This window comes from Klebsiella sp. 141198 (genome assembly GCF_050600785.1).
Taxonomy (GTDB): domain Bacteria; phylum Pseudomonadota; class Gammaproteobacteria; order Enterobacterales; family Enterobacteriaceae; genus Klebsiella; species Klebsiella aerogenes.
Genome location: NZ_JAQIRM010000006.1, coordinates 35,501 through 55,822 on the forward strand (window position 1 = coordinate 35,501; position 20,322 = coordinate 55,822).

A 20,322-nucleotide genomic window follows, 5' to 3' on the forward strand; every position below is an offset into this window, starting at 1 on the left:
CTTAAGACTACTCGCGGCATTACTTCAGGTCAGCTTGTACCTGGTGCAGCGGTTTTGCCCATGGATTTTTCGCCTGAACATCCGCAGGGAGCGTGGCGACAGCACGTTTCGCTTCATCTTTCGAAGCGTAGATGCCGCTGACCAGCACATACCACGGTTGACCGTTGCGAGTCGTCTCATAGACAACATATTTTTCCAGCTTCTCTTTCTTCGCCCAGTTGTTCAGGTTGTTGTAGTTAGAGGAGCTGCTGAGCTGCAACGTATAGTTGCCAGACGGCGCAGACTTCATCGAGCCAACATCGCCAGCCGTTTTGCTGCCAGCCGCTGCGGTCGCTGCAGGCGCAGTGGCCGCCGGGGCGGAGGTAGTGGCGGCAGGCGCAGTAGCCGTTGGCGCGGTTGTCGCAGCCGGTTTAGTCTGCGCAGTGGCGACAGGCTTGCTGGCGGTAGCCGCCGGCGCGCTCTCTACGTGTTTAGGTTTGGTTTCAACCGGCGCTTTGGCGGTAGCCTGCGGCTTGCTTTGCGGTTTCGGTTCAATCACCACCTGTTTACGCTCAGCAGGACGCGGCGTGGCGGCCGTCTGGCGTTCGGTCGTTTGACGCGGCGCGGCGCCATTACGCATCGGCGCAACGGTCGCAGGTTCGGTCGGTAAGGTGGAGTTAGCAACGGCGCTATCCAGTTGACCCTGCTGCTGAGTCAGCGCGTTATTCAGGTCGCCCTGAACTTCCACACGCTGCTGGCCCTGCGGCTCGGAGGCGGGTTGACCCTGAGTCGGATTGGAGGCGATCGGCGGCAGAGAAACGTCCTGCGGCTGTTGCTGGTTGGTGTTGCCCGCAGTTTGATCGGCCGGCTGCGCGGCATTGTTGTTCTGGTCAGCGGTCATGCTTTGATCGCCTGACAGGTTAACGCTCTTCTCACCAGAAGCGGATTCATTGGAAGAAGATGGCGATTTCAGCGCCGAACCCACGCCGACAATCAGCAGCAGGAGTACCAGCACCCCGACGCCCATCATGACATACTGGCGGGAAGCCGGTTTAGCAGGGGCCTTTTTGCGTTTACGCGGACGGCGTTCAACCTGCTGCTCTTCTTCTACTTCTTCTTCGGACTCGAGGTCCTCTTCGTACTCTTCTTCATCGCGTTCACGACGGGCTTTGTTCGCGCGCGTCGGACGGCCTTCATCGGCCTCAAGATCGAGATCGTCGAAATTGATCTGCGGATCGGCGTCACGCTCGGAAGACTGACGGGAACGACCAGCACGACGATCGTTGCGATCGGCTTTCATATCGTCTTCTGGTTTGAAATCATCCATTTAACACCCCACTAAAAGGCTTATGCTCACGATTATTGCATGTTGCCCGAAATGATAACGCCGCGCGGACGCGGCTAGACCTTCTTATTGTTGCGCCTGCTGAGTATCAGCAATCGCGCCAAGAACTACATCGTGCGACACTCCGCCGCGGACCTCGCTCTTTCCTATAGCGAGCGGTAATACCAGGCGCATTTCGCCTGCCAGTACCTTTTTATCACGCATCATGTGAGGCAAATACGCTTCTGCAGACATTTCCTGCGGCCCGCGTACCGGCAACCCTGCACGTTGCAACAGCGCAATCATACGCTGCGTATCCTGCGCGCTAAACTGCCCTAAACGCTCGGACGTATGCGCCGCCATGACCATTCCGGCCGCCACAGCTTCGCCATGTAGCCAGTTACCGTAGCCCATTTCAGCTTCGATAGCATGGCCAAATGTATGTCCCAGATTCAGTAAAGCACGTAACCCGGTTTCGCGCTCGTCGGCAGCGACAACTTCGGCTTTTAGCTCACAACAACGGCGAATACAGTACGCCATCGCCGATTCATCCAGCGCCATCAGCGCATCGATGTTGTCTTCAAGCCAGCAGAAGAACTCGCCGTCAAGAATAATGCCGTACTTAATGACCTCAGCCAGGCCGGAGGAGAGCTCGCGCTTCGGCAAGGTTTTGAGGCAATTAAGGTCGACGACCACGGAAACCGGCTGCCAGAAGGCGCCAATCATATTTTTACCGAGGGGATGGTTTACGGCCGTTTTGCCGCCAACCGAAGAGTCCACCTGCGAAAGCAGCGTGGTGGGAACTTGAATAAAACGTACGCCGCGCTGATAGCTCGCAGCGGCAAAACCGGTTAAATCGCCAACCACGCCGCCGCCGAGCGCCACGAGTGTGGTGTCGCGGCCATGTGGTTTTTGCAACAGCGCGGTAAATACCGTATCCATCACCGCCAGGCTTTTATATTGCTCGCCATCCGGCAGGATCACGCTGTCGACGTTGACACCCGCTTGCTCCAGTACGGAGCGAACGGTATCAAGATAAAGCGGCGCCAGCGTTTCATTGGTGACCAGCATGACCTGGTCGCCTGATTTCAGTGGCAGAAAAGAAGCTGGATCGTTAAACAAACCAGCCGCGATGGTAATCGGGTAACTACGTTCCCCGAGAGTTACAGTCAGCTTCTCCATAACGCGACGTCCACCTCAGTTGCTTTACTCTGACGCACTTTATTAAGCCAGAATCAGTTGCTTTCCAGCATATGAATAATCTGGTTTGCAACGACTTTCGCACTTTGATCGTCGGTGCGGATAGTCACATCGGCGATCTCTTCATACAGTGGATTACGTTCATCTGCCAACGCTTCAAGAACTTCACGTGGCGGCGCATCTACTTGTAATAAAGGACGCTTTTTATCGCGCTGCGTACGAGCAAGTTGTTTTTCGATCGTTGTTTCCAGGTAGACCACCACGCCGCGGGCGGAGAGACGGTTACGCGTTTCACGGGATTTTACTGAGCCGCCGCCAGTGGCGAGTACGATTCCCTGTTTTTCCGTCAACTCATTGATGATTTTTTCTTCACGATCGCGGAAGCCTTCTTCGCCTTCGACATCGAAGACCCAGCCGACGTCTGCGCCAGTGCGTTTCTCAATCTCTTGATCAGAATCGTAAAATTCCATGTTGAGCTGTTGGGCTAACTGGCGCCCAATAGTGCTTTTGCCGGCACCCATAGGCCCAACCAGAAAGATATTGCGTTTCTCTGCCATTTTTTCGGTACTACTAAGACTATTCGTTAATGATAAACCCGCTTCGCAGACACCCAGCGCAGCAGGACATGAACTGAAACCTCATATGCAATAGAGCGAGAGTCAGACTAAAAATTATCTCAATACTCCGGCTGGTTTGGCAACAGAATAAAATCACCGGACATAAAGGGAGGATTGATGTCGTACCCGACTCTCAAATCGGTACCCCTTGTATGCTAAATCCGTCCCCGCGTCAAACACCTGAAACGTGTTTAGCATGAAAAACCCGCTTAATGTACTGCCAGAATCCGCGGCGTGATGAAGACAACCAGTTCACGTCGTTCATTATCTTTACCATCATGGCGAAACAGCTGCCCGAGTATGGGGATTTCGCCAAGCAACGGCACACTGTCGCGCGCCGACTTATTCTTCTGTGAAAAAATACCGCCCAGCGCCAGGGTCTCGCCGCTTTTCACCTCGACTAAGGTTTCAATCTCTTGCTTATCAATTGCCAGCGCTTCGCCGTTTTCCTGCTGCAGAACCTGGCCTGGCGTATTTTCGCTAATGCGCAGCTTCAGGCGCACGCGATCCTGCTGTAGCACCGTCGGCGTCACTTCCATCCCCAGGACCGCCTCTTTAAACTCAACCGAGGTGGCGCCGCTTTCTCCGCTGGAGACCTGATAGGGGATTTCGCTGCCCTGTTTGATACTAGCGGGTTGCATATGCGACGCCAGCAGGCGCGGACTGGCGATGATGTCCACCTGCTGCTTTTGCTCCAGCGCGGAAAGCTCCAGCTCCAATAACCGCCCGTTAATCCGGCCGATATTAAAGCCGCCGCGGGTGGTTGCGTCTGACACCGCCAGATTGCTGCTCAGGTTGGTCATTTTCCCCATCCCCGGCGTGCTGCTGGCCTCCGCCAGGCTCCACTTCACGCCAAGCTCGCGCAGGCTGGTCGCGCTCATTGACACAATGTGCGCCGCCAGCTCCACCTGCCCGACCGGCAGATCCATCTCTTCAGCCCACGCCTTCAGCGCCGGCAGATGACGATCGTCGTCGCGGATTAACAGACGATTAGTTCGCCGATCGACGGTCATCGTGCCACGGGCGCTCAACAGCTTGCCCCCGGATTTCGCCAGTTCGTCTGCGTCGGCATAGCGCAGCGGGATACTGTGGTTGCGTAATGGCAGATTCTGCCAGCGTTTAGCCTGCTCGGCTTCCAGCTGCGCTCGTTTTGCTTGCTGCCACGCCTGTGTATGGATGTACAACACCGTGCCCTGCCGGGCCATTGTCAGCCCGGCGCTATCGAGAACCGACTGGAGCGCCTGTCGCCAGGAAACGCTGTTTAAGTGAAGCGACAGCGTACCGCTGACCTCCGGCGCCACGATTACATTAAGATTTTGCATTTCCGCCAGGCTTTGCAGTACCTGAACCACCGGTACATCATCAACCACCAACGACACCGGCGGTTCTTTTTTCGCCGCCGCGGCCAGCAGCGGCAGCGGCAGAAGTAGCAGCAGACTTATCCTTCGCATCATGTTGGCTTCCCTTTCGTGACCAGACCCAGCGTGCGGGTTCGCACCCGGCGCTGGCCTCCAGAGTTAATGTTTCTGCCGTTAGCTGTCGAATTCGCCAACCGCCAGGCAAAACATCGTTGCTTCGTACACGCCGCCACTGACCGGTGCGCTCCTGAATAAGGCCCAGCCACAGCGCCGGACGGCCAGTTCCGCCGCCGTATCGCCACTGTGTCAGCTGCGTGGTCTGGCAGCGATCCTCGACCGGTAAAAAAGGATCCCGCGCCCCTGCCAGCAGCGGGCAAAACAACAGCAGCAAGTATCCTTTATGGTTCATCGTCCTTCTCCAGCTGTAGCGACAACTGCAACGCCCCTTTTTCGATATTCAATGAAAAAGCGCCAGGGTGTACCCCGCAGTCGGCAAGCCAGGCAAACAGCGGCGGCAACGCCTGCCAGTCAACCACAGCAAGCATCTCGCCGCCGTGCCCTCGCGGTTGCCAGGCCTGTAACAAGATACCGGCCACGGGTGGTTCCAGCGGTGAAAAACGTCGGGCCGTCCAATCATGAACCACGCGTTGCTGCAGCGTGGCGCGCAGCGGCAATACTCGCCGCCATTGCGTCTGTAGGGGCGGCGGCGCAGGCTGCGAAGCGCTGACAGCAGCAAGCGAAAACGCCAGATACATTGCCGCAGCCAACACTGCGCCGCAGAGTAACGCTAACGGCCATCCGCTCAGCGCCAGCAGGCGTTCAATCGCTAACCGCATCGGTAGTTTCTCCAGCAAGGAAAAAGCTGAATGCCCAGCGCCCCTGTGCATCACGCCGCGTCGCCCCTGGTGTAACCGGTTGAAAGCCCTCCAGCTTGCCAAGCGCCTGTTCCAGCGCCGCCACCGCCTTGAGGTTCAACGCCAGACCGTAAAGAGTGATGCCCTGCGGCTGGTAGTCCAGCCCGGTCAGCCACAGCCGCTCCGGTAATAGTGCGGCCAGCGATAACAGTCGCGGCTGCCAGGCACGCGTCGCCGCCCGCCGCTGCGCTCGCCGTGCCTGCCGCTCACCGCGCTGTATTTCCTCGCCCATCTCCCGCTCGCGTTGTAACAACGCGGAATAAAGCAGATGGTCGGCCTGGGTGCGCATTACCTGCTGCGCCACGTCTATCTGACGTAACGTGCGCGTCGCTATCGTCAGGGCGATAATGCTTAGCGCCATCGCCACCGCCAGCAGCCCGCCCATACGCAAGCTTTGCCGCCGTCGCGTCTCGCGCCACGGCAGAAGATTAATCTGCTGCGCCATAGTTATTTACCCCCCAGCGCCAAACCAAGCGCGATAGCAAAGCGATCGCCGCAGGCGGGTAGCGGCGGCTGCAGGCGGTGGAGCACGCTCCAGCAATCAAAGCTATTTTCCGCCAACGGCAGGCTGCTACAGAGCTGGAACTGTTCATCATTGAGGCGCGAGGTTAAGTGGGAGAAAGAGGGGACTTCAGCGCATGGACAATAGCCCCAGCGCTCCTGGGTCGCCCATAACCACTGCGCGTCCCCCTGCCAGACCAGGCCCTGAGCAGCGCCAGTAAGCCAGGGGAAAAAAGAAGTGAGAGCAGCCGCATCCGGCACGATCGCCGTCAGGCGCAGCTTCAGCCGCCGCGCCAGTTGACGCAGGCTGTCGATATCCAAACGCTGAGCCGCCGTCGCCTGCCAGCCGTCGTTAGCCGCGCGGGCGGCGTAATCGATACACAGCGAAGAGGCAGGCATTTCCAGCTGACGCGCCATCGTGCCCGTTATCCATGTCGCTCTTTCGCTTTCACGTAGCGACACCTGTGGCGCAGGCAGCTGCTTTTGCAGCGTACGGCTGGCAGGAAGCGCAATGCACACCTGATGTTGTAGCGGCAGCTCGCGGCGCCAATCACGTAACCGCTTCACCGCCTCATTAAGGTCAATGATGCTGCCCTGCACCACCAGGCCGGGCGGCAGCGGAATTCGCCACCAGCGACGCAACACCCAGCGCCCGCGTTCGTACAACAGCGCCACGATGGCGACGCTATCCTGTTGAATGTGAATTCCTATACGCCAATTTCTGAAAGTCATGCTTAGATCTCCTTATCCGCGATTGCGATTCAAGGAGCAGCCTGGATATACCATGTGGCGAAATGGGGGCTTTTAGCGTCGATCGACACGCCGTCCGGAAGGCATAGCGCCAGCAAGCCGCCCCGTGGGGGTATATCAATGCTCCTGGCTTGCCTTTATACTACCGCGCGTTTGTTTATAAACTGCCCAAATAAAACTAAATGGGAATTCTCCGGTGAAGTTCGTAAAGTATCTTTTTATCCTTGCAGTTTGTTGCGTTCTGCTGGGAGCAGGCTCGATTTATGGCCTCTACAAATTTATAGAGCCGCAACTCCCCGATGTCGCGACCTTAAAGGATGTGCGTCTGCAGATCCCGATGCAGGTCTATAGCGCGGACGGCGAGCTCATTGCGCAGTATGGCGAAAAGCGCCGCATCCCCGTCACTCTGCAGCAGATGCCGCCGGAGCTGATAAAAGCGTTTATCGCGACTGAAGATAGCCGCTTCTATGAGCATCATGGCGTCGATCCGGTGGGGATTTTCCGCGCCGCGAGCGTAGCGATGTTCTCAGGCCATGCCTCGCAGGGCGCCAGTACTATTACTCAGCAACTCGCGCGTAACTTTTTCCTCAGCCCGGAGAAAACAATAACGCGTAAGATCAAAGAAGTTTTCCTCGCAATCCGCATCGAACAGCTGCTGAATAAAGACGAAATTCTCGATCTTTACCTCAATAAAATTTACCTCGGCTACCGCGCCTATGGCGTCGGCGCCGCCGCGCAGGTTTACTTCGGTAAAACGGTCGATCAGCTGACGCTGAGCGAAATGGCGGTTATCGCCGGTCTGCCGAAAGCGCCTTCCACCTTTAACCCGCTCTATTCGCTGGACCGCGCGACCGCGCGTCGCAACGTGGTGCTGTCGCGAATGTTAAGCGAAGGCTATATCACCCAGGCACAGTTCGATCAGGCGCGCAGCGAGGCGATTGACGCCAGCTACCATACGCCGGAAATCGCCTTCTCCGCCCCGTATCTGAGCGAGATGGTGCGTCAGGAGATGGTCAACCGCTACGGCGAGCAGGCCTACGAAGACGGCTATCGCGTCTACACCACCATCACGCGTAAAAACCAACAGGCCGCCCAGCAGTCGGTGCGTAAAAACGTGCTCGATTACGACATGCGCCACGGCTACCGCGGCCCGGCCAACGTGCTGTGGAAAGTTGGCGAGACCCCGTGGGATAACAAAAAAATCCTCGATACGCTGAAAAAACTGCCGGGCGTCGGCCCGCTGGCGCCGGCGGTAGTCACCTCCGCGAATCCGCAGGAAGCAGTCGCGTTGCTGGGCAACGGCACGTCGGTGGCGTTAACGATGGATGGCGTCCGCTGGGCGCGTCGCTACGTTTCCGATACGCAACAAGGCTCGACGCCGCGCAAAGTGACCGACGTCATTCAGACCGGGCAGCAGATTTGGGTGCGCAAAGAGGGCGACAAATGGTGGCTGTCGCAGGTGCCGGAAGTGAACTCCGCGCTGGTATCTATCAACCCGCAAAATGGCGCGATTATCGCTCTGGTCGGCGGCTTTGACTTCAATCAGAGTAAGTTCAACCGCGTTACCCAGGCGCTGCGTCAGGTTGGCTCCAATATCAAGCCATTCCTTTATACCGCGGCGATGGACAAAGGCTTAACCCTCGCCAGTATGCTTAACGATGTGCCGATCTCCCGCTGGGATGCCGGCGCGGGCTCCGACTGGCGGCCGAAAAACTCGCCGCCGCAGTACGCCGGCCCTATTCGTCTGCGTCAGGGATTAGGCCAGTCGAAGAACGTGGTGATGGTGCGCGCGATGCGCGCAATGGGCGTCGATTATGCGGCAGAGTATCTGCAGCGTTTCGGCTTCCCGGCGCAGAACATCGTCCATACCGAATCACTGGCGCTGGGTTCCACTTCCTTTACTCCGCTACAGGTCGCCCGCGGCTACTCGGTAATGGCTAACGGCGGCTTCCTGATTAACCCGTACTTCATTAGCAAGATCGAGAACGACCAGGGCGGCGTGCTGTTTGAAGAGCGGCCTAAGGTCGCCTGTCCGCAGTGTAATTCGCCGGTGATCTACGGCGATACGCCGAAATCCAACGTGTTGGAAAACCAGGATGTCGAAGAGGTCGCCACCTCTCAGGAGCCGCAAAACGGCGACGTTCCGCCGCAGCCGCAGCTTGAGCAGGCTAATCAGTCGCTGGTCGCGCAAAGCGGCGCGCCGGAGTATGCCCCGCATGTTATTAACACGCCGCTGGCCTTCCTGATTAAGAGCGCGCTGAATACCAATATTTTCGGCGAACCGGGCTGGATGGGCACCGGCTGGCGTGCGGGCCGCGACCTGCAGCGTCATGATATCGGCGGCAAAACCGGTACCACCAACAGCTCAAAAGACGCATGGTTCTCCGGCTACGGCCCGGGCGTCGTGACGTCGGTGTGGATTGGTTTCGATGACCACCGCCGCGATTTGGGCCGTACCACCGCTTCCGGCGCGATTAAAGATCAGATTTCGGGTTATGAAGGCGGCGCTAAAAGCGCCCAACCGGCCTGGGATGACTTTATGAAACGGGTGCTGGAAGGCGTGCCGGAAGAGCCGTTAACGCCGCCGCCGGGTATTGTGACGGTGAATATCGACCGTAGCACAGGTCAACTGGCTAACGGCGGCAACAGCCGCGCCGAGTACTTCATCGAGGGCACGCAGCCAACCCATCAGGCGGTGCGCGAAGTTGGCACCACCATTACCGATAGCGGTGGCGAAACCCACGAGTTGTTCTAATAAAAAAAGCGCCTGCAGGCGCTTTTTTTATGTCCGGATGAGACGCTTATAACTACAAACGCCCCTGCGCCTGTAGCCATTCACGCACCAGAAACAGCGCGCTGACGTTACGCGCTTCATTGAAGTCTTCTTCTTCCAGTAGCGACATCAGCTGCGACAGCGGCCAGCGCACCTGCGGTAGCGGTTCCGGCTCATCGCCCGGCAGCGATTCCGGATAGAGATCTTCCGCAACCATAATATTCATTTTGCTGGAGAAATAAGATGGCGCCATGCTGAGTTTCTTCAGGAAGGTCAATTGACGGGCGCCGAAACCCACCTCTTCTTTCAGCTCGCGGTTGGCGGCTTCCATGGCCGTCTCGCCGGGGTCGATAAGCCCTTTGGAGAAACCCAGTTCGTAGGATTCGGTGCCGACCGCATATTCGCGGATTAAAATAATGTGGTCGTCAACAATCGGCACAATCATTACGGCTTCACGCGCGGTGGGCCGCATGCGTTCATAAACGCGACGCACGCCGTTGCTGAACTCCAGGTCCACGCTTTCAACATTAAAAAGACGCGAACGCGCTACCGTTTCAACGTTGAGAATGGTGGGTTTTTGTAATGATTTGCTCATTGTCATCGGTCTATGCTGTGATTACAGAAGTCATTGTGCGATACGCAGCACGGTTTCGGCAATCCAAATTGCCACTAATTTACATAGTTGCAACGTTTTGCTTGCAATGCAAAGATTCATAAAGATAAAAAAGTCAATAGGTTGAATTTGTTTTGAGAATTTACCGATTCCTGAGTTTTCCCGTTTTTGATAAGCTTACATGCTGCTGCATTGCACAATAAAATTTCCTGCATTAGACAACATGTGCCGATAAACAATTAAAATTACTATGACGATGGGATGGGCATGGGCACCTTTCTGACCTTTTTCACAGCTCTGCTACTCTGTGTCTTGCTTATCGGGTGGTGGTATCGATCTCATGCCAGACGTCGTCGCCTCCCCTTACTGCAAGCCTTTAGCGACGCGACGACCCGCAAGCTTTCTGATGATGAACGCCAGGCGGTCGAAAAGTATCTCGATGGCCTCAGCCAGTCGCAACAGGTACCGGCGACCGGCGCCAGCGTGGCGCCTGTCGCCCTGAAACTGAATGAGCAGAGCGACACCGTTTATACCGTCACCCGCGCCGTCACCCGCTATGGCATTTCGTCTGATGAGCCCAACAAATGGCGATACTTCCTCGACTCGGTGGAGGTTCACCTGCCGCCGTTCTGGGAACAGCATATCAACGACGAAAACAGCGTCTCGCTGATCCCAACCGACAGCCTGCCGCTGGTGATTGTTCTCAACGACCACACCTTGCGCGACTATCCGCAGGAAGCCCGCGGCTACGCGCTTGAACGCGCATCAGCTACCCAGGCGTCGATTCGCGGTGAGGAGAGCGAGCAGGTCGAGCTGCTGAACATCCGCCAGGAAACTCAGGAAGAGCATGCCCTCAGCCGTCCTGACAGCCTGCGCGAAGGGATCATGATCGTCGCAGCCTTCCTGCTGTTCTATTGCTGCCTAATCTCCCCTGACGTCTTTGCGCCGTGGCTGCTCGGCGGCGGCGTACTGTTGTTGGCTGCGGGCTTATGGGGCATCTATGCGCCGCCGCTGGCCGGTTCGCTACGCGAGATCCACTGCCTGCGCGGAATGCCGAAACGCTGGGGGCTGTTTGGCGAGAACGACCAGGAACACGTCAATAATATTTCGCTGGGGATTATCGACCTTATCTATCCGCGCCACTGGCAACCATGGATCGCCCAGGACCTGGGGCAGCAAACCGATATTGATATTTATCTTAACCGCCATGTGGTTCGCCAGGGGCGCTTCCTGTCGCTGCACGATGAAGTGAAAAACTTCCCGCTGCAGTACTGGCTACGCAGCGCGATTATCGCCGCCGGCGCGCTGCTGGTCGTCATCATGCTGTGGATTAGCGTCCCGCTGAATATGCCCTTTAAATTCACGCTCTCCTGGCTTAAGGGGGCGCAGACCATCGAAGCCACCACCGTCGGCCAGCTTGAGAAGGCGAAAGTGCGTATTGGCGACACGCTGCAATTAAAAGGTACCGGGATGTGCAACATCCGCACGCCGGGCGCCTGGAGCGCGAAAGAAGCCTCGCCGTTTACGCCGTTCGACTGTTCGCAGATCATCTGGAACGATGCGCCTCCCCTGCCGCTGCCGGAATCCGATATCGTCGGTAAGGCCACGGCGCTGGTCCAGGCGGTACAGCGCCAGTTGCATCCTGACCCGGACGACGATTCGCACGTTAGCCCGGCATTACGTTCGGCAATTCAGAAATCAGGAATGGTGCTGCTGGATGACTTCGGCGATATCGTGCTGAAAACCAACGAGCTCTGCTCGGCGAAAGATGACTGCGTGCGTCTGAAGAACGCGCTGGTCAACCTTGGCAATACCCGCAACTGGGAAGCGCTAACCAAACGCGCCACCGCCGGTAAGCTCGATGGAGTGAACGTGTTGCTGCGCCCGGTGAGCGCCGAATCGCTGGAGAATCTGGTGACGACCTCCACCGCGCCGTTTGTGATGCGTGAAACCTCCCGCGCGGCGCAGGCGCTAAATAGCCCGGCCCCTGGCGGATTCCTGATCGCCAGCGATGAAGGCAGCGAACTGGTCAATCAGCCGTGGCCGGCTATCAGCCTGTACGATTATCCCGCCCACGAGCAGTGGGGCGAGCTGCAGCGTCTGGCAGGCATGTTGATGCACACGCCATTCCATGCGGAGGGGATTGTCACCAATCTTTATACCGACGCCAATGGCACCCAGCATATCAACCTGCACCGCATTCCCGATCGCAGCGGGCTGTGGCGCTATCTTGGCACCACTCTGCTGCTGCTGGCGATGCTTGGCTGTATGTCGTGGCACGGCGTGCAGGCGATCCGCCGCTATCAGCGCCAGCGCCAGCGCATGGAAGAAATTCAAAAATATTATGAAAGCTGCCTGAATCCGGTTCTCATCCCTTCCCCGGATCATCAAGATTAATTCCTGCGCGACAGGGTGTGATACCCTGTCGCGCATTTCCCCCTCGCTGGAGACTCACCATGCAAATCAATATCGCGTGGCAGGAGGTTGATACCGTTCTGCTGGATATGGATGGCACGCTGCTCGACCTCGCCTTCGACAACTACTTCTGGCAAAAACTGGTCCCGGAAACCTGGGGCGCCGCGCGCGGACTCAACCTGCAGGAAGCCAAAGCGGCAATGCACCAGGAGTATCACGCCGTGCAGCATACGCTAAACTGGTACTGTCTTGATTACTGGAGCGAGCGACTGGGTTTGGATATTTGTGCGATGACCAGCGAACAGGGGCCGCGGGCAAAACTGCGGGAAGATACCGTGCCATTCCTTGATGCGCTGCGGGCCAGCGGCAAGCGCCGCATCCTGCTGACCAACGCGCACCCGCATAATCTGGCGGTGAAGCTCAAGCACACCGGTCTGGACGCGCACCTTGATTTATTACTTTCCACCCACACATTTGGTTATCCGAAAGAGGATCAGCGCCTGTGGCGCGCGGTGGCGGAAGAAACCGGCCTTGATGCGCGCAAAACGCTGTTTGTCGATGACAGCGAGGCTATCCTGGACGCGGCGGCGCAGTTCGGCATTCGTTATTGCCTGGGCGTCACCAATCCGGATTCCGGCCTGGCGGAAAAACAGTATGCCCGCCATCCTGGCGTGAACGATTACCGGCGGCTGATCCCTTCCCTGACTCCGGAGGAGAGGCCATGAAAGATAAGCCCGCTGAAAGCGTCAGGCTGGACAAATGGCTTTGGGCAGCCCGCTTTTATAAAACCCGCGCCATTGCCCGCGAGATGGTTGAAGGCGGCAAGGTGCACTATAACGGACAACGTAGTAAGCCGAGCAAAATCGTCGAGCTGAATGCCACCCTGACCCTGCGCCAGGGCAACGACGAGCGCACCGTTATCGTCAAAAGCGTTACCGAACAGCGCAGGCCAGCCAGCGAAGCCGTCATGCTTTATGAAGAGACGGCAGAGAGTATCGAGAAACGCGAAAAAGTGGCGCTGGCGCGTAAGCTGAATGCGCTCACGATGCCGCACCCAGACAGACGTCCGGACAAAAAAGAGCGCCGCGACCTGATGAGATTTAAACACGGCGACAGCGAATAGCGCTGCCGCCAGCAAGAGAGATGATTATGACTCAACACGATCAATTACATCGTTATCTGTTTGAAAACTATGCCGTGCGCGGTGAACTGGTCACCGTATCGGACACGTTGGAACAGATCCTGGCCAACCATAGCTACCCGCAGCCGGTGAAAACCGTGCTGTCGGAGCTGCTGGTCGCCACCAGCCTGCTGACCGCCACGCTGAAGTTCGCCGGCGATATTACCGTTCAGCTGCAGGGCGACGGCCCGCTCTCGCTGGCGGTGATCAACGGCAATAACCAGCAGCAGCTGCGCGGCGTCGCTCGCGTTCAGGGCGAAATCCCGGAAGGCGCGGACCTGAAAACGCTGGTCGGCAACGGCTACCTGGTCATTACCATCTCTCCACAGGAAGGCGAACGCTATCAGGGCGTTGTTGGCCTGGAAGGCGATACCCTGGCGGCATGCCTGGAAGATTACTTCCAGCGTTCCGAACAGCTGCCGACTCGTCTGTTCATTCGTACCGGCGAGCACGACGGTAAAGCGGTAGCCGGCGGCATGCTGCTGCAGGTGATGCCGGCTCAGGACGCGCAGCTTAACGACTTCGAGCATCTGGCGACCCTGACCGAGACCATCAAGGCGGAAGAGCTGTTCACCCTGCCGGCGACCGATGTATTATGGCGCCTGTACCATGAGGAAGAGGTGACGGTATACGACCCGCAAGACGTCGAGTTCAAATGCACCTGTTCTCGCCAGCGCTGCGCCGATGCGCTGAAGACGCTGCCGGATGAAGAAGTCGACAGCATCCTCGCCGACGAAGGCGAAATTGATATGCATTGTGACTACTGCGGTAATCATTACCTGTTTAACGCGATGGATATCGCTGAGATCCGCAATAACGCCTCGCCGGCGGATCCGCAGGTACACTAATCGCCCTCTCGCCGGGCGTTGCCGGGTTTTTCTGACCCGACGCGCCTGGCGTCAACTATTTCGACCGCGTGTTGAATCGATTTTCACTGAAAGAGTTACGTAACTTTCTTTCAAGAAAGCGATTACATTCACATTTCAGCAGTTTTTTTAATTACTTTTTAACCATTCGGAAACATCTATCGCCACCTACGGCCGTTTTCCTGAGATAATCACGCGCACTTCGTGACAGGAGTCACTGTGTTTTTCGTAAGAAAGGCGTTTGTCGAGATACGTAAATCTATGAGCCTGGTCGCGGTCTATTCCCTGAAAGAAACCCTACAATTTAAAGCAGTACATATTGGCTAAGGAGCAGTGACATGCGCGTTAATAGTTTAACCCCGCAGGATCTCAAGGCTTACGGTATCAATGACGTCCAGGAAATTGTCCACAACCCGAGCTTCGATACGCTGTATCAGGAAGAGCTCGACCCGAAACTGGAAGGTTATGAGCGTGGCGTATTAACCAATCTTGGCGCCATCGCCGTCGATACCGGCATTTTCACCGGCCGTTCGCCGAAAGATAAATATATCGTCCGTGACGATACCACTCGCGATACCGTGTGGTGGTCTGATAAAGGCAATGGCAAAAACGACAACAAGCCGCTCTCCCAGGAAACCTGGCAGCACCTGAAAGGCCTGGTGACTCACCAGCTGTCGGGCAAACGCCTGTTTATCGTCGACGCCTTCTGCGGCGCCAACGCCGACACCCGCCTCAGCGTGCGCTTTATTACTGAAGTCGCCTGGCAGGCACACTTTGTTAAGAACATGTTCATTCGCCCGAGCGAAGAAGAGCTGGCGGCCTTCGAGCCGGACTTTATCGTCATGAACGGCGCGAAGTGCACCAACCCGCAGTGGAAAGAGCAGGGTCTGAACTCCGAAAACTTCGTGGCTTTCAACCTGACCGAGCGCATCCAGCTTATCGGAGGCACCTGGTACGGCGGCGAAATGAAGAAAGGGATGTTCTCCATCATGAACTACCTGCTGCCGCTGCAGGGCATCGCTTCGATGCACTGCTCCGCTAACGTCGGCGAAAAAGGCGACGTCGCCGTGTTCTTCGGCCTGTCCGGCACCGGCAAAACCACCCTCTCCACCGACCCGAAACGCCGCCTGATTGGCGATGACGAGCACGGATGGGATGATGACGGCGTATTTAACTTCGAAGGCGGCTGCTACGCGAAGACCATTAAGCTGTCGGAAGCCAACGAGCCGGATATCTATCACGCGATCCGCCGCGATGCGCTGCTGGAAAACGTCGTGGTACTGGCTGACGGCACCATCGATTTTGATGACGGTTCGAAGACCGAGAACACCCGCGTCTCCTACCCGATCGACCATATCGAAAATATCGTTAAGCCGGTGTCGAAAGCCGGTCACGCCACCAAGGTTATCTTCCTGACCGCCGACGCCTTTGGCGTATTGCCGCCGGTTTCACGCCTGACCGCTGACCAGACCCAGTACCACTTCCTGTCTGGATTTACCGCCAAGCTGGCCGGTACCGAGCGCGGCGTCACCGAGCCGACCCCAACCTTCTCCGCCTGCTTCGGCGCCGCGTTCCTGTCGCTGCACCCGACGCAGTACGCTGAAGTGCTGGTAAAACGCATGCAGGCTTCCGGCGCCCAGGCTTACCTGGTCAACACCGGCTGGAACGGTACCGGCAAGCGTATCTCGATTAAAGATACCCGCGCGATTATCGACGCCATCCTCGACGGTTCGCTGGATAACGCCGAAACCTTCACCCTGCCAATGTTCAACCTGCAGATCCCAACCGAGCTGCCGGGCGTCGATACCCATATCCTCGACCCGCGTAATACCTACGGTTCTCCGGAGCAGTGGCAGGAGAAAGCCGATCAGCTGGCGAAACTGTTTATTGAGAACTTCGAGAAATATACCGATACCCCGGCCGGCGCTGCGCTGGTTGCGGCCGGTCCGAAGCGTTAATCAGGTCGCAGAGACAACAAAGCCGGGCGATGCCCGGCTTGAGATTGATAACAAACCTCATGCAACCATTGGACTTACAGATTGCAAGAGACAAATAACAAGGAAAATCAATTTATTGATTTTCGGCTGATAACCACAAAGAAGGAAAAACCACGCTTTTTCCTTCTTTGTCAGCAGTCTGAAGCCGGGCGATGCCCGGCTTTTTTATATTTATACGCTAATCAACTCTCTTTCGCAGGCTTCGCCGGCGACAGCGCGCGATGCACCGGAATTGGTAGCCAGGCGCGGATCAGCAGGCCGCCGCGTTCGCTGGTGCCAATCTCCAGGCGACCGTTATGATTGTCGATAATACGTTGCACTATCGCTAGCCCCAGCCCGGTGCCGCTGGTGCTACGGGCGCTATCGCCGCGCACAAACGGTTGGAACAGATGTTCGCGCTGTTCCGGTTTAATCCCCGGGCCGTCATCTTCCACCTGGAACCAGGCACGGCTGGCTTCGCTGCCGCTGCTGACTTTAATCCAGCCCTTACCGTAACGTGCTGCGTTCACCACCATATTGGCTAACGCGCGTTTGATCGACAGCGGATGCAGACGCAGCGGAATTTCTCCGGCCTGCAGATCGGTGGCGATTTCCCGCTCGTAGCCACTTTCGGCGGCGATGACTTCGCCTAACACGGCGTTGAGATCCGCAAGCTCCATCGGCATCTCCTGGCCGGTGCGCAGGTAATCAATAAACTGCTCGATGATGGCGTTGCACTCTTCGATATCTTTATTGATCGACTCGGCGAGATAGCCGTCCTGCTCGCCCATCATCTCCGTCGCCAGCCGGATCCGCGTCAGCGGCGTGCGCAAATCGTGGCTGACCCCGGCCATCAGCAGCGTACGGTCGTCCGCCAGCTGTTTGACCCCGGCGGCCATATGGTTGAAGGCGCGGGTCACCGAACGCACTTCCGACGCGCCGTATTCGCGTAGCGGCGGCGGAATAATCCCACGCCCGACCTGCAACGCGGCGTGCTCCAGATCGACCAATGGTCGGTTCTGGATACGGATGAATAGCCACGCGCCGCCAATGGCCAGTAGCATTATCGCCAGCGTATAACGGAATAGCGGCGAGAAATCGCCCTGATGGATTTCAGTCAGCGGCACCCGCACCCAGATATTCGGCGAAAGCCAGGTCTTCAGCCACACCACCGGCGAGCTTTTGTTGACCTCCACCCGCACTTCGGTCGGCCCGCCAAGCTGGTGCGCCATCTGCTGGCTTAAGAATTCATAATGCTGCGCCCAGCGCAGGCCTGCGTCTTCCGCCGCCTCATTGGAATAGAGCGAAATCCCCAGCTCGCGGTAAATTTCGCGGCGAAACGCCGGCGGTACCACCAGTTGGGTGCCGTCTTCCAGCTGCAGTTTATCGGTCATCAGCATACGGACTTCGTATGCCAGCACCTTATTAAACTGCTGCAGGCTCGGCAGGATCGCGAAATTCAGCACCACCAGATAAGTCGTCACCAGGCTGACGAACAGCAGGGTGACGATCAGTAACAGGGTGCGGGCAAATGAGCTTCGCGGCGAAAAACGCACGCGCTTCATGCCTTAGAACCGTCCGGCACGAAGACGTAGCCCAGTCCCCAAACGGTCTGGATGTAGCGCGGGTGCGCCGGATCCTCTTCCACCATGCGGCGCAAGCGGGAGATTTGTACGTCGATGGAACGCTCCATCGCCGAGTACTCGCGGCCGCGGGCAAGGTTCATCAGCTTATCGCGGGACAGCGGTTCACGCGGATGGCTCACCAGCGCTTTTAATACCGCGAACTCACCGCTGGTGAGCGGCATCGGCTCATCTTCACGGAACATCTCGCGGGTGCCGAGGTTCAGTTTAAATTTGCCAAAAGCGATCACCGCTTCTTCTTGCGATGGCGCGCCCGGCAGCTCGTTCGCCTGGCGGCGCAGCACGGCGCGGATACGGGCCAGCAGTTCGCGCGGGTTAAACGGTTTAGGAATGTAGTCATCGGCGCCGATTTCCAGGCCCACGATACGGTCCACTTCTTCCCCTTTCGCCGTCACCATAATGATCGGCATCGGGTTGCTCTGGCTACGCAGACGGCGGCAGATAGATAAACCATCTTCGCCCGGCAGCATCAGATCCAGCACCATCAGGTGGAAGGATTCACGGGTCAGCAGGCGATCCATCTGTTCAGCGTTCGCCACGCTACGAACCTGGAAGCCCTGCTCGGTCAGATAACGTTCCAGCAGCGCGCGCAGGCGCATATCGTCATCCACAACCAGAATCTTATAATTCTCTTGCATTGTTTGTACTCCCAAAGGTTCACTGCAATCGTTAGTGCGTATTCTTAAAAACCCACGCTAATACGACCAGCCAAATCTGGTATATATTCTAGTCGAAATTGTTACAAAGCATATTAAACAGCAATTTATACCCGTCATTCTTCAAGTTGCACGTGCGTTGGCTGCGTGCGCTCACCCCAGTCACATAGTTATCTATGCTCCTGGGGATTCACACACTTGCCGCCTTCCTGCAACTCGAATTATTTAGGGTAAACCCGTCATTCTGAGCAAAATTTACCACCGGCGCGACAAAAAAGAAAAAGGCGGAGGGTCTCCTCCGCCTTTTTAGCTAATTTTACCGTTTACGCGCGTCGTTGGCTCATGCCGTACCACAGCACCACCAGGAAGCATAGCAGCGGCAACCCATAGGCCAGCGCGGTGCTGTAGCGGTCGGCCAGCGCCCCCATGAAGTAAGGCATAATCGCCCCGCCGACGATGGCCATAATCATAAATGAGCTGGCGCGTTTGGTATGGCTGCCCATGTTTTTAACGCCCAGCGCAAAAATGGTCGGGAACATAATCGACATAAAAAAGAAGACCGCAATGAGTGCCACCACCGACACGCCGTCAATGCTCATCATCACCAAACCGCAGAGCACGATATTGACCAGCGAGTAAACCATCAGCAGCGTCGCCGCCTGCACCCGCCCCATCAGCCAGGTACTGAAGAAACGACCGACCATAAAGCTAATCATCGCAATCGACAGCAGATAGGAAGCGTGCTGGTTTGTCACGCCATGCCAGTGCTCGGTCGCATAGTTGATAAAGAACGCACCCACGCCGACCTGCGCGGCAACATAAAAGAACTGGGCGATAACCCCGCCGGTAAAGTGGCGATGCTGCCACAGCCCCTGCGCCGCTTCTTGCTGACTGCCCTCCTCTTCGCGAATATCCGGCATCGGCGTGCGGCGGAACAGCAGCGCGATAGCCAGCACCAGTACGGCGATAGCGACATAGGTGATTTTTACCGAGCTCTGGTCGCCGGTATTGCTCTGAGTGGCTGAAAAGAACAGCGTGCCGCCGATCAGCGGGCCAATAAACTGCCCCAGTCCGTTAAACGACTGCGCCAGATTCAACCGCCGCTCGGCGCCTTTACTGTCGCCAAGTACCGTCGCATAAGGGTTCGCCGCGGTCTCAAGGCAGCCTAATCCGCAGGCAATCACAAACAGTGCGAAGAGGAACAGCGCAAAGCTATTCACGCTCGCCGCCGGCACAAACAGCAGCGCGCCAAGCGCATACAGGCACAAACCGACCAGGATCCCCGCTTTATAACCGCGTTTATCCATAAAATAGCCGGCGGGCAGCGCCACCAGGAAGTAGGCGCCAAAATAGGCCGCCTGCAGTAAACCGGACTGCGCTTTGGTGACGTGCAGGGTCTCCTGAAAATGTTTATTGAGAACATCGAGCAGGCCGTAAGAGAGCCCCCACATAAAGAACAGGCTGGTGACTAGCATAAATGCCCAGCGCAGATTAGGGGTCGCCCCGGCGCGGGCCGCCAGCGGCTCCGCCGTTTTATTCACTAGCATGGTGAGATCC

18 protein-coding genes are annotated in these 20,322 nt (G+C 57.2%); 6 read left to right on the forward strand and 12 right to left on the reverse strand.

The genetic code is table 11. The annotated features are described in order from the left end of the window. Positions 1-19: 19 nt before the first annotated feature. The 8 genes from damX to PGR10_RS19740 form a co-directional block, all read right to left on the reverse strand. Positions 20-1,306 (reverse strand): cell division protein DamX, encoded by a 1,287-nt coding sequence (gene damX, locus PGR10_RS19705; RefSeq protein ID WP_430923972.1) that lies wholly within the window; start codon positions 1,304-1,306, stop codon positions 20-22. Positions 1,307-1,390: 84 nt separating this feature from the next. Then, positions 1,391-2,485, reverse strand: coding sequence for a 3-dehydroquinate synthase (gene aroB, locus PGR10_RS19710; protein WP_015369386.1), 1,095 nt, complete (start codon positions 2,483-2,485; stop codon positions 1,391-1,393). Between the two features lie 53 nt (positions 2,486-2,538). Next, positions 2,539-3,060, reverse strand: a complete 522-nt coding sequence (aroK, locus tag PGR10_RS19715; protein WP_002920267.1) for a shikimate kinase AroK — start codon at positions 3,058-3,060, stop codon at positions 2,539-2,541. A 269-nt stretch (positions 3,061-3,329) separates the two neighbouring features. Continuing rightward, positions 3,330-4,574, reverse strand: coding sequence for a DNA uptake porin HofQ (gene hofQ / locus PGR10_RS19720; protein WP_430923973.1), 1,245 nt, complete (start codon positions 4,572-4,574; stop codon positions 3,330-3,332). Beyond that, the gene (locus tag PGR10_RS19725; RefSeq protein ID WP_430923974.1) at positions 4,483-4,887 is read right to left on the reverse strand and encodes a HofP DNA utilization family protein; all 405 of its coding nucleotides are present in this window, start codon (positions 4,885-4,887) and stop codon (positions 4,483-4,485) included. Before PGR10_RS19725 ends, hofQ begins: the two co-directional genes overlap by 92 nt. Continuing rightward, positions 4,877-5,314 (reverse strand): hypothetical protein, encoded by a 438-nt coding sequence (locus PGR10_RS19730; RefSeq protein ID WP_430921892.1) that lies wholly within the window; start codon positions 5,312-5,314, stop codon positions 4,877-4,879. Before PGR10_RS19730 ends, PGR10_RS19725 begins: the two co-directional genes overlap by 11 nt. Further along, positions 5,298-5,837 (reverse strand): PilN domain-containing protein, encoded by a 540-nt coding sequence (locus PGR10_RS19735; RefSeq protein ID WP_430923975.1) that lies wholly within the window; start codon positions 5,835-5,837, stop codon positions 5,298-5,300. Before PGR10_RS19735 ends, PGR10_RS19730 begins: the two co-directional genes overlap by 17 nt. Positions 5,838-5,839: 2 nt before the next feature. Beyond that, positions 5,840-6,625 (reverse strand): pilus assembly protein, encoded by a 786-nt coding sequence (locus PGR10_RS19740; protein WP_430923976.1) that lies wholly within the window; start codon positions 6,623-6,625, stop codon positions 5,840-5,842. Between the two features lie 214 nt (positions 6,626-6,839). Here PGR10_RS19740 and mrcA point away from each other — a divergent pair, with 214 nt between their 5' ends. After that, the gene (gene mrcA / locus PGR10_RS19745) at positions 6,840-9,398 is read left to right on the forward strand and encodes a peptidoglycan glycosyltransferase/peptidoglycan DD-transpeptidase MrcA (RefSeq protein WP_430923977.1); all 2,559 of its coding nucleotides are present in this window, start codon (positions 6,840-6,842) and stop codon (positions 9,396-9,398) included. Between the two features lie 52 nt (positions 9,399-9,450). Here the strand turns inward: mrcA and nudE are convergent, their stop codons facing one another. Further along, complete coding sequence (gene nudE / locus PGR10_RS19750) at positions 9,451-10,011, reverse strand: ADP compounds hydrolase NudE (RefSeq protein ID WP_015703662.1); 561 nt, start codon at positions 10,009-10,011, stop codon at positions 9,451-9,453. A gap of 285 nt (positions 10,012-10,296) precedes the next feature. Between nudE and PGR10_RS19755 the strand changes: the two genes are divergently transcribed. From PGR10_RS19755 to pckA, 5 genes are all read left to right on the forward strand, one after another. After that, positions 10,297-12,426 (forward strand): intracellular growth attenuator family protein, encoded by a 2,130-nt coding sequence (locus PGR10_RS19755; RefSeq protein WP_087859069.1) that lies wholly within the window; start codon positions 10,297-10,299, stop codon positions 12,424-12,426. A 59-nt stretch (positions 12,427-12,485) separates the two neighbouring features. After that, positions 12,486-13,169, forward strand: coding sequence for a GMP/IMP nucleotidase (gene yrfG / locus PGR10_RS19760; protein ID WP_047047984.1), 684 nt, complete (start codon positions 12,486-12,488; stop codon positions 13,167-13,169). Then, positions 13,166-13,567, forward strand: coding sequence for a ribosome-associated heat shock protein Hsp15 (hslR, locus tag PGR10_RS19765; protein WP_015369376.1), 402 nt, complete (start codon positions 13,166-13,168; stop codon positions 13,565-13,567). The genes yrfG and hslR overlap by 4 nt, the downstream gene beginning before the upstream one ends. Before the next feature lie 26 nt (positions 13,568-13,593). Beyond that, positions 13,594-14,472: an Hsp33 family molecular chaperone HslO gene (hslO, locus tag PGR10_RS19770; RefSeq protein WP_015703666.1), complete on the forward strand. Its 879-nt coding sequence runs from the start codon at positions 13,594-13,596 to the stop codon at positions 14,470-14,472. 356 nt (positions 14,473-14,828) lie between these two features. Beyond that, positions 14,829-16,448: a phosphoenolpyruvate carboxykinase (ATP) gene (gene pckA, locus PGR10_RS19775; RefSeq protein ID WP_045375850.1), complete on the forward strand. Its 1,620-nt coding sequence runs from the start codon at positions 14,829-14,831 to the stop codon at positions 16,446-16,448. A 221-nt stretch (positions 16,449-16,669) separates the two neighbouring features. On the opposite strand, the gene envZ is transcribed toward pckA, so the two are convergent. From envZ to fucP, 3 genes are all read right to left on the reverse strand, one after another. Further along, on the reverse strand, positions 16,670-18,031 hold the full coding sequence (envZ, locus tag PGR10_RS19780; protein ID WP_015369373.1) for a two-component system sensor histidine kinase EnvZ: 1,362 nt from the start codon (positions 18,029-18,031) through the stop codon (positions 16,670-16,672). Continuing rightward, positions 18,028-18,747, reverse strand: coding sequence for an osmolarity response regulator transcription factor OmpR (gene ompR, locus PGR10_RS19785; protein ID WP_001157751.1), 720 nt, complete (start codon positions 18,745-18,747; stop codon positions 18,028-18,030). Before ompR ends, envZ begins: the two co-directional genes overlap by 4 nt. A gap of 341 nt (positions 18,748-19,088) precedes the next feature. After that, positions 19,089-20,312: an L-fucose:H+ symporter permease gene (fucP, locus tag PGR10_RS19790; RefSeq protein WP_047079916.1), complete on the reverse strand. Its 1,224-nt coding sequence runs from the start codon at positions 20,310-20,312 to the stop codon at positions 19,089-19,091. Positions 20,313-20,322: the final 10 nt, after the last annotated feature.

Coding starts and splice junctions, on each gene's coding strand:
- hslR (WP_015369376.1), top strand. CDS start 13,166: ATGAAAGATAAGCCCGCTGAAAGCGTCAGGCTGGACAAATGGCTTTGG.
- yrfG (WP_047047984.1), top strand. CDS start 12,486: ATGCAAATCAATATCGCGTGGCAGGAGGTTGATACCGTTCTGCTGGAT.
- hslO (WP_015703666.1), top strand. CDS start 13,594: ATGACTCAACACGATCAATTACATCGTTATCTGTTTGAAAACTATGCC.
- PGR10_RS19725 (WP_430923974.1), bottom strand. CDS start 4,887: ATGAACCATAAAGGATACTTGCTGCTGTTGTTTTGCCCGCTGCTGGCA.
- nudE (WP_015703662.1), bottom strand. CDS start 10,011: ATGAGCAAATCATTACAAAAACCCACCATTCTCAACGTTGAAACGGTA.
- PGR10_RS19735 (WP_430923975.1), bottom strand. CDS start 5,837: ATGGCGCAGCAGATTAATCTTCTGCCGTGGCGCGAGACGCGACGGCGG.
- envZ (WP_015369373.1), bottom strand. CDS start 18,031: ATGAAGCGCGTGCGTTTTTCGCCGCGAAGCTCATTTGCCCGCACCCTG.
- ompR (WP_001157751.1), bottom strand. CDS start 18,747: ATGCAAGAGAATTATAAGATTCTGGTTGTGGATGACGATATGCGCCTG.
- hofQ (WP_430923973.1), bottom strand. CDS start 4,574: ATGATGCGAAGGATAAGTCTGCTGCTACTTCTGCCGCTGCCGCTGCTG.
- PGR10_RS19730 (WP_430921892.1), bottom strand. CDS start 5,314: ATGCGGTTAGCGATTGAACGCCTGCTGGCGCTGAGCGGATGGCCGTTA.
- damX (WP_430923972.1), bottom strand. CDS start 1,306: ATGGATGATTTCAAACCAGAAGACGATATGAAAGCCGATCGCAACGAT.
- pckA (WP_045375850.1), top strand. CDS start 14,829: ATGCGCGTTAATAGTTTAACCCCGCAGGATCTCAAGGCTTACGGTATC.
- aroB (WP_015369386.1), bottom strand. CDS start 2,485: ATGGAGAAGCTGACTGTAACTCTCGGGGAACGTAGTTACCCGATTACC.
- fucP (WP_047079916.1), bottom strand. CDS start 20,312: ATGCTAGTGAATAAAACGGCGGAGCCGCTGGCGGCCCGCGCCGGGGCG.
- PGR10_RS19740 (WP_430923976.1), bottom strand. CDS start 6,625: ATGACTTTCAGAAATTGGCGTATAGGAATTCACATTCAACAGGATAGC.
- aroK (WP_002920267.1), bottom strand. CDS start 3,060: ATGGCAGAGAAACGCAATATCTTTCTGGTTGGGCCTATGGGTGCCGGC.
- PGR10_RS19755 (WP_087859069.1), top strand. CDS start 10,297: ATGGGCACCTTTCTGACCTTTTTCACAGCTCTGCTACTCTGTGTCTTG.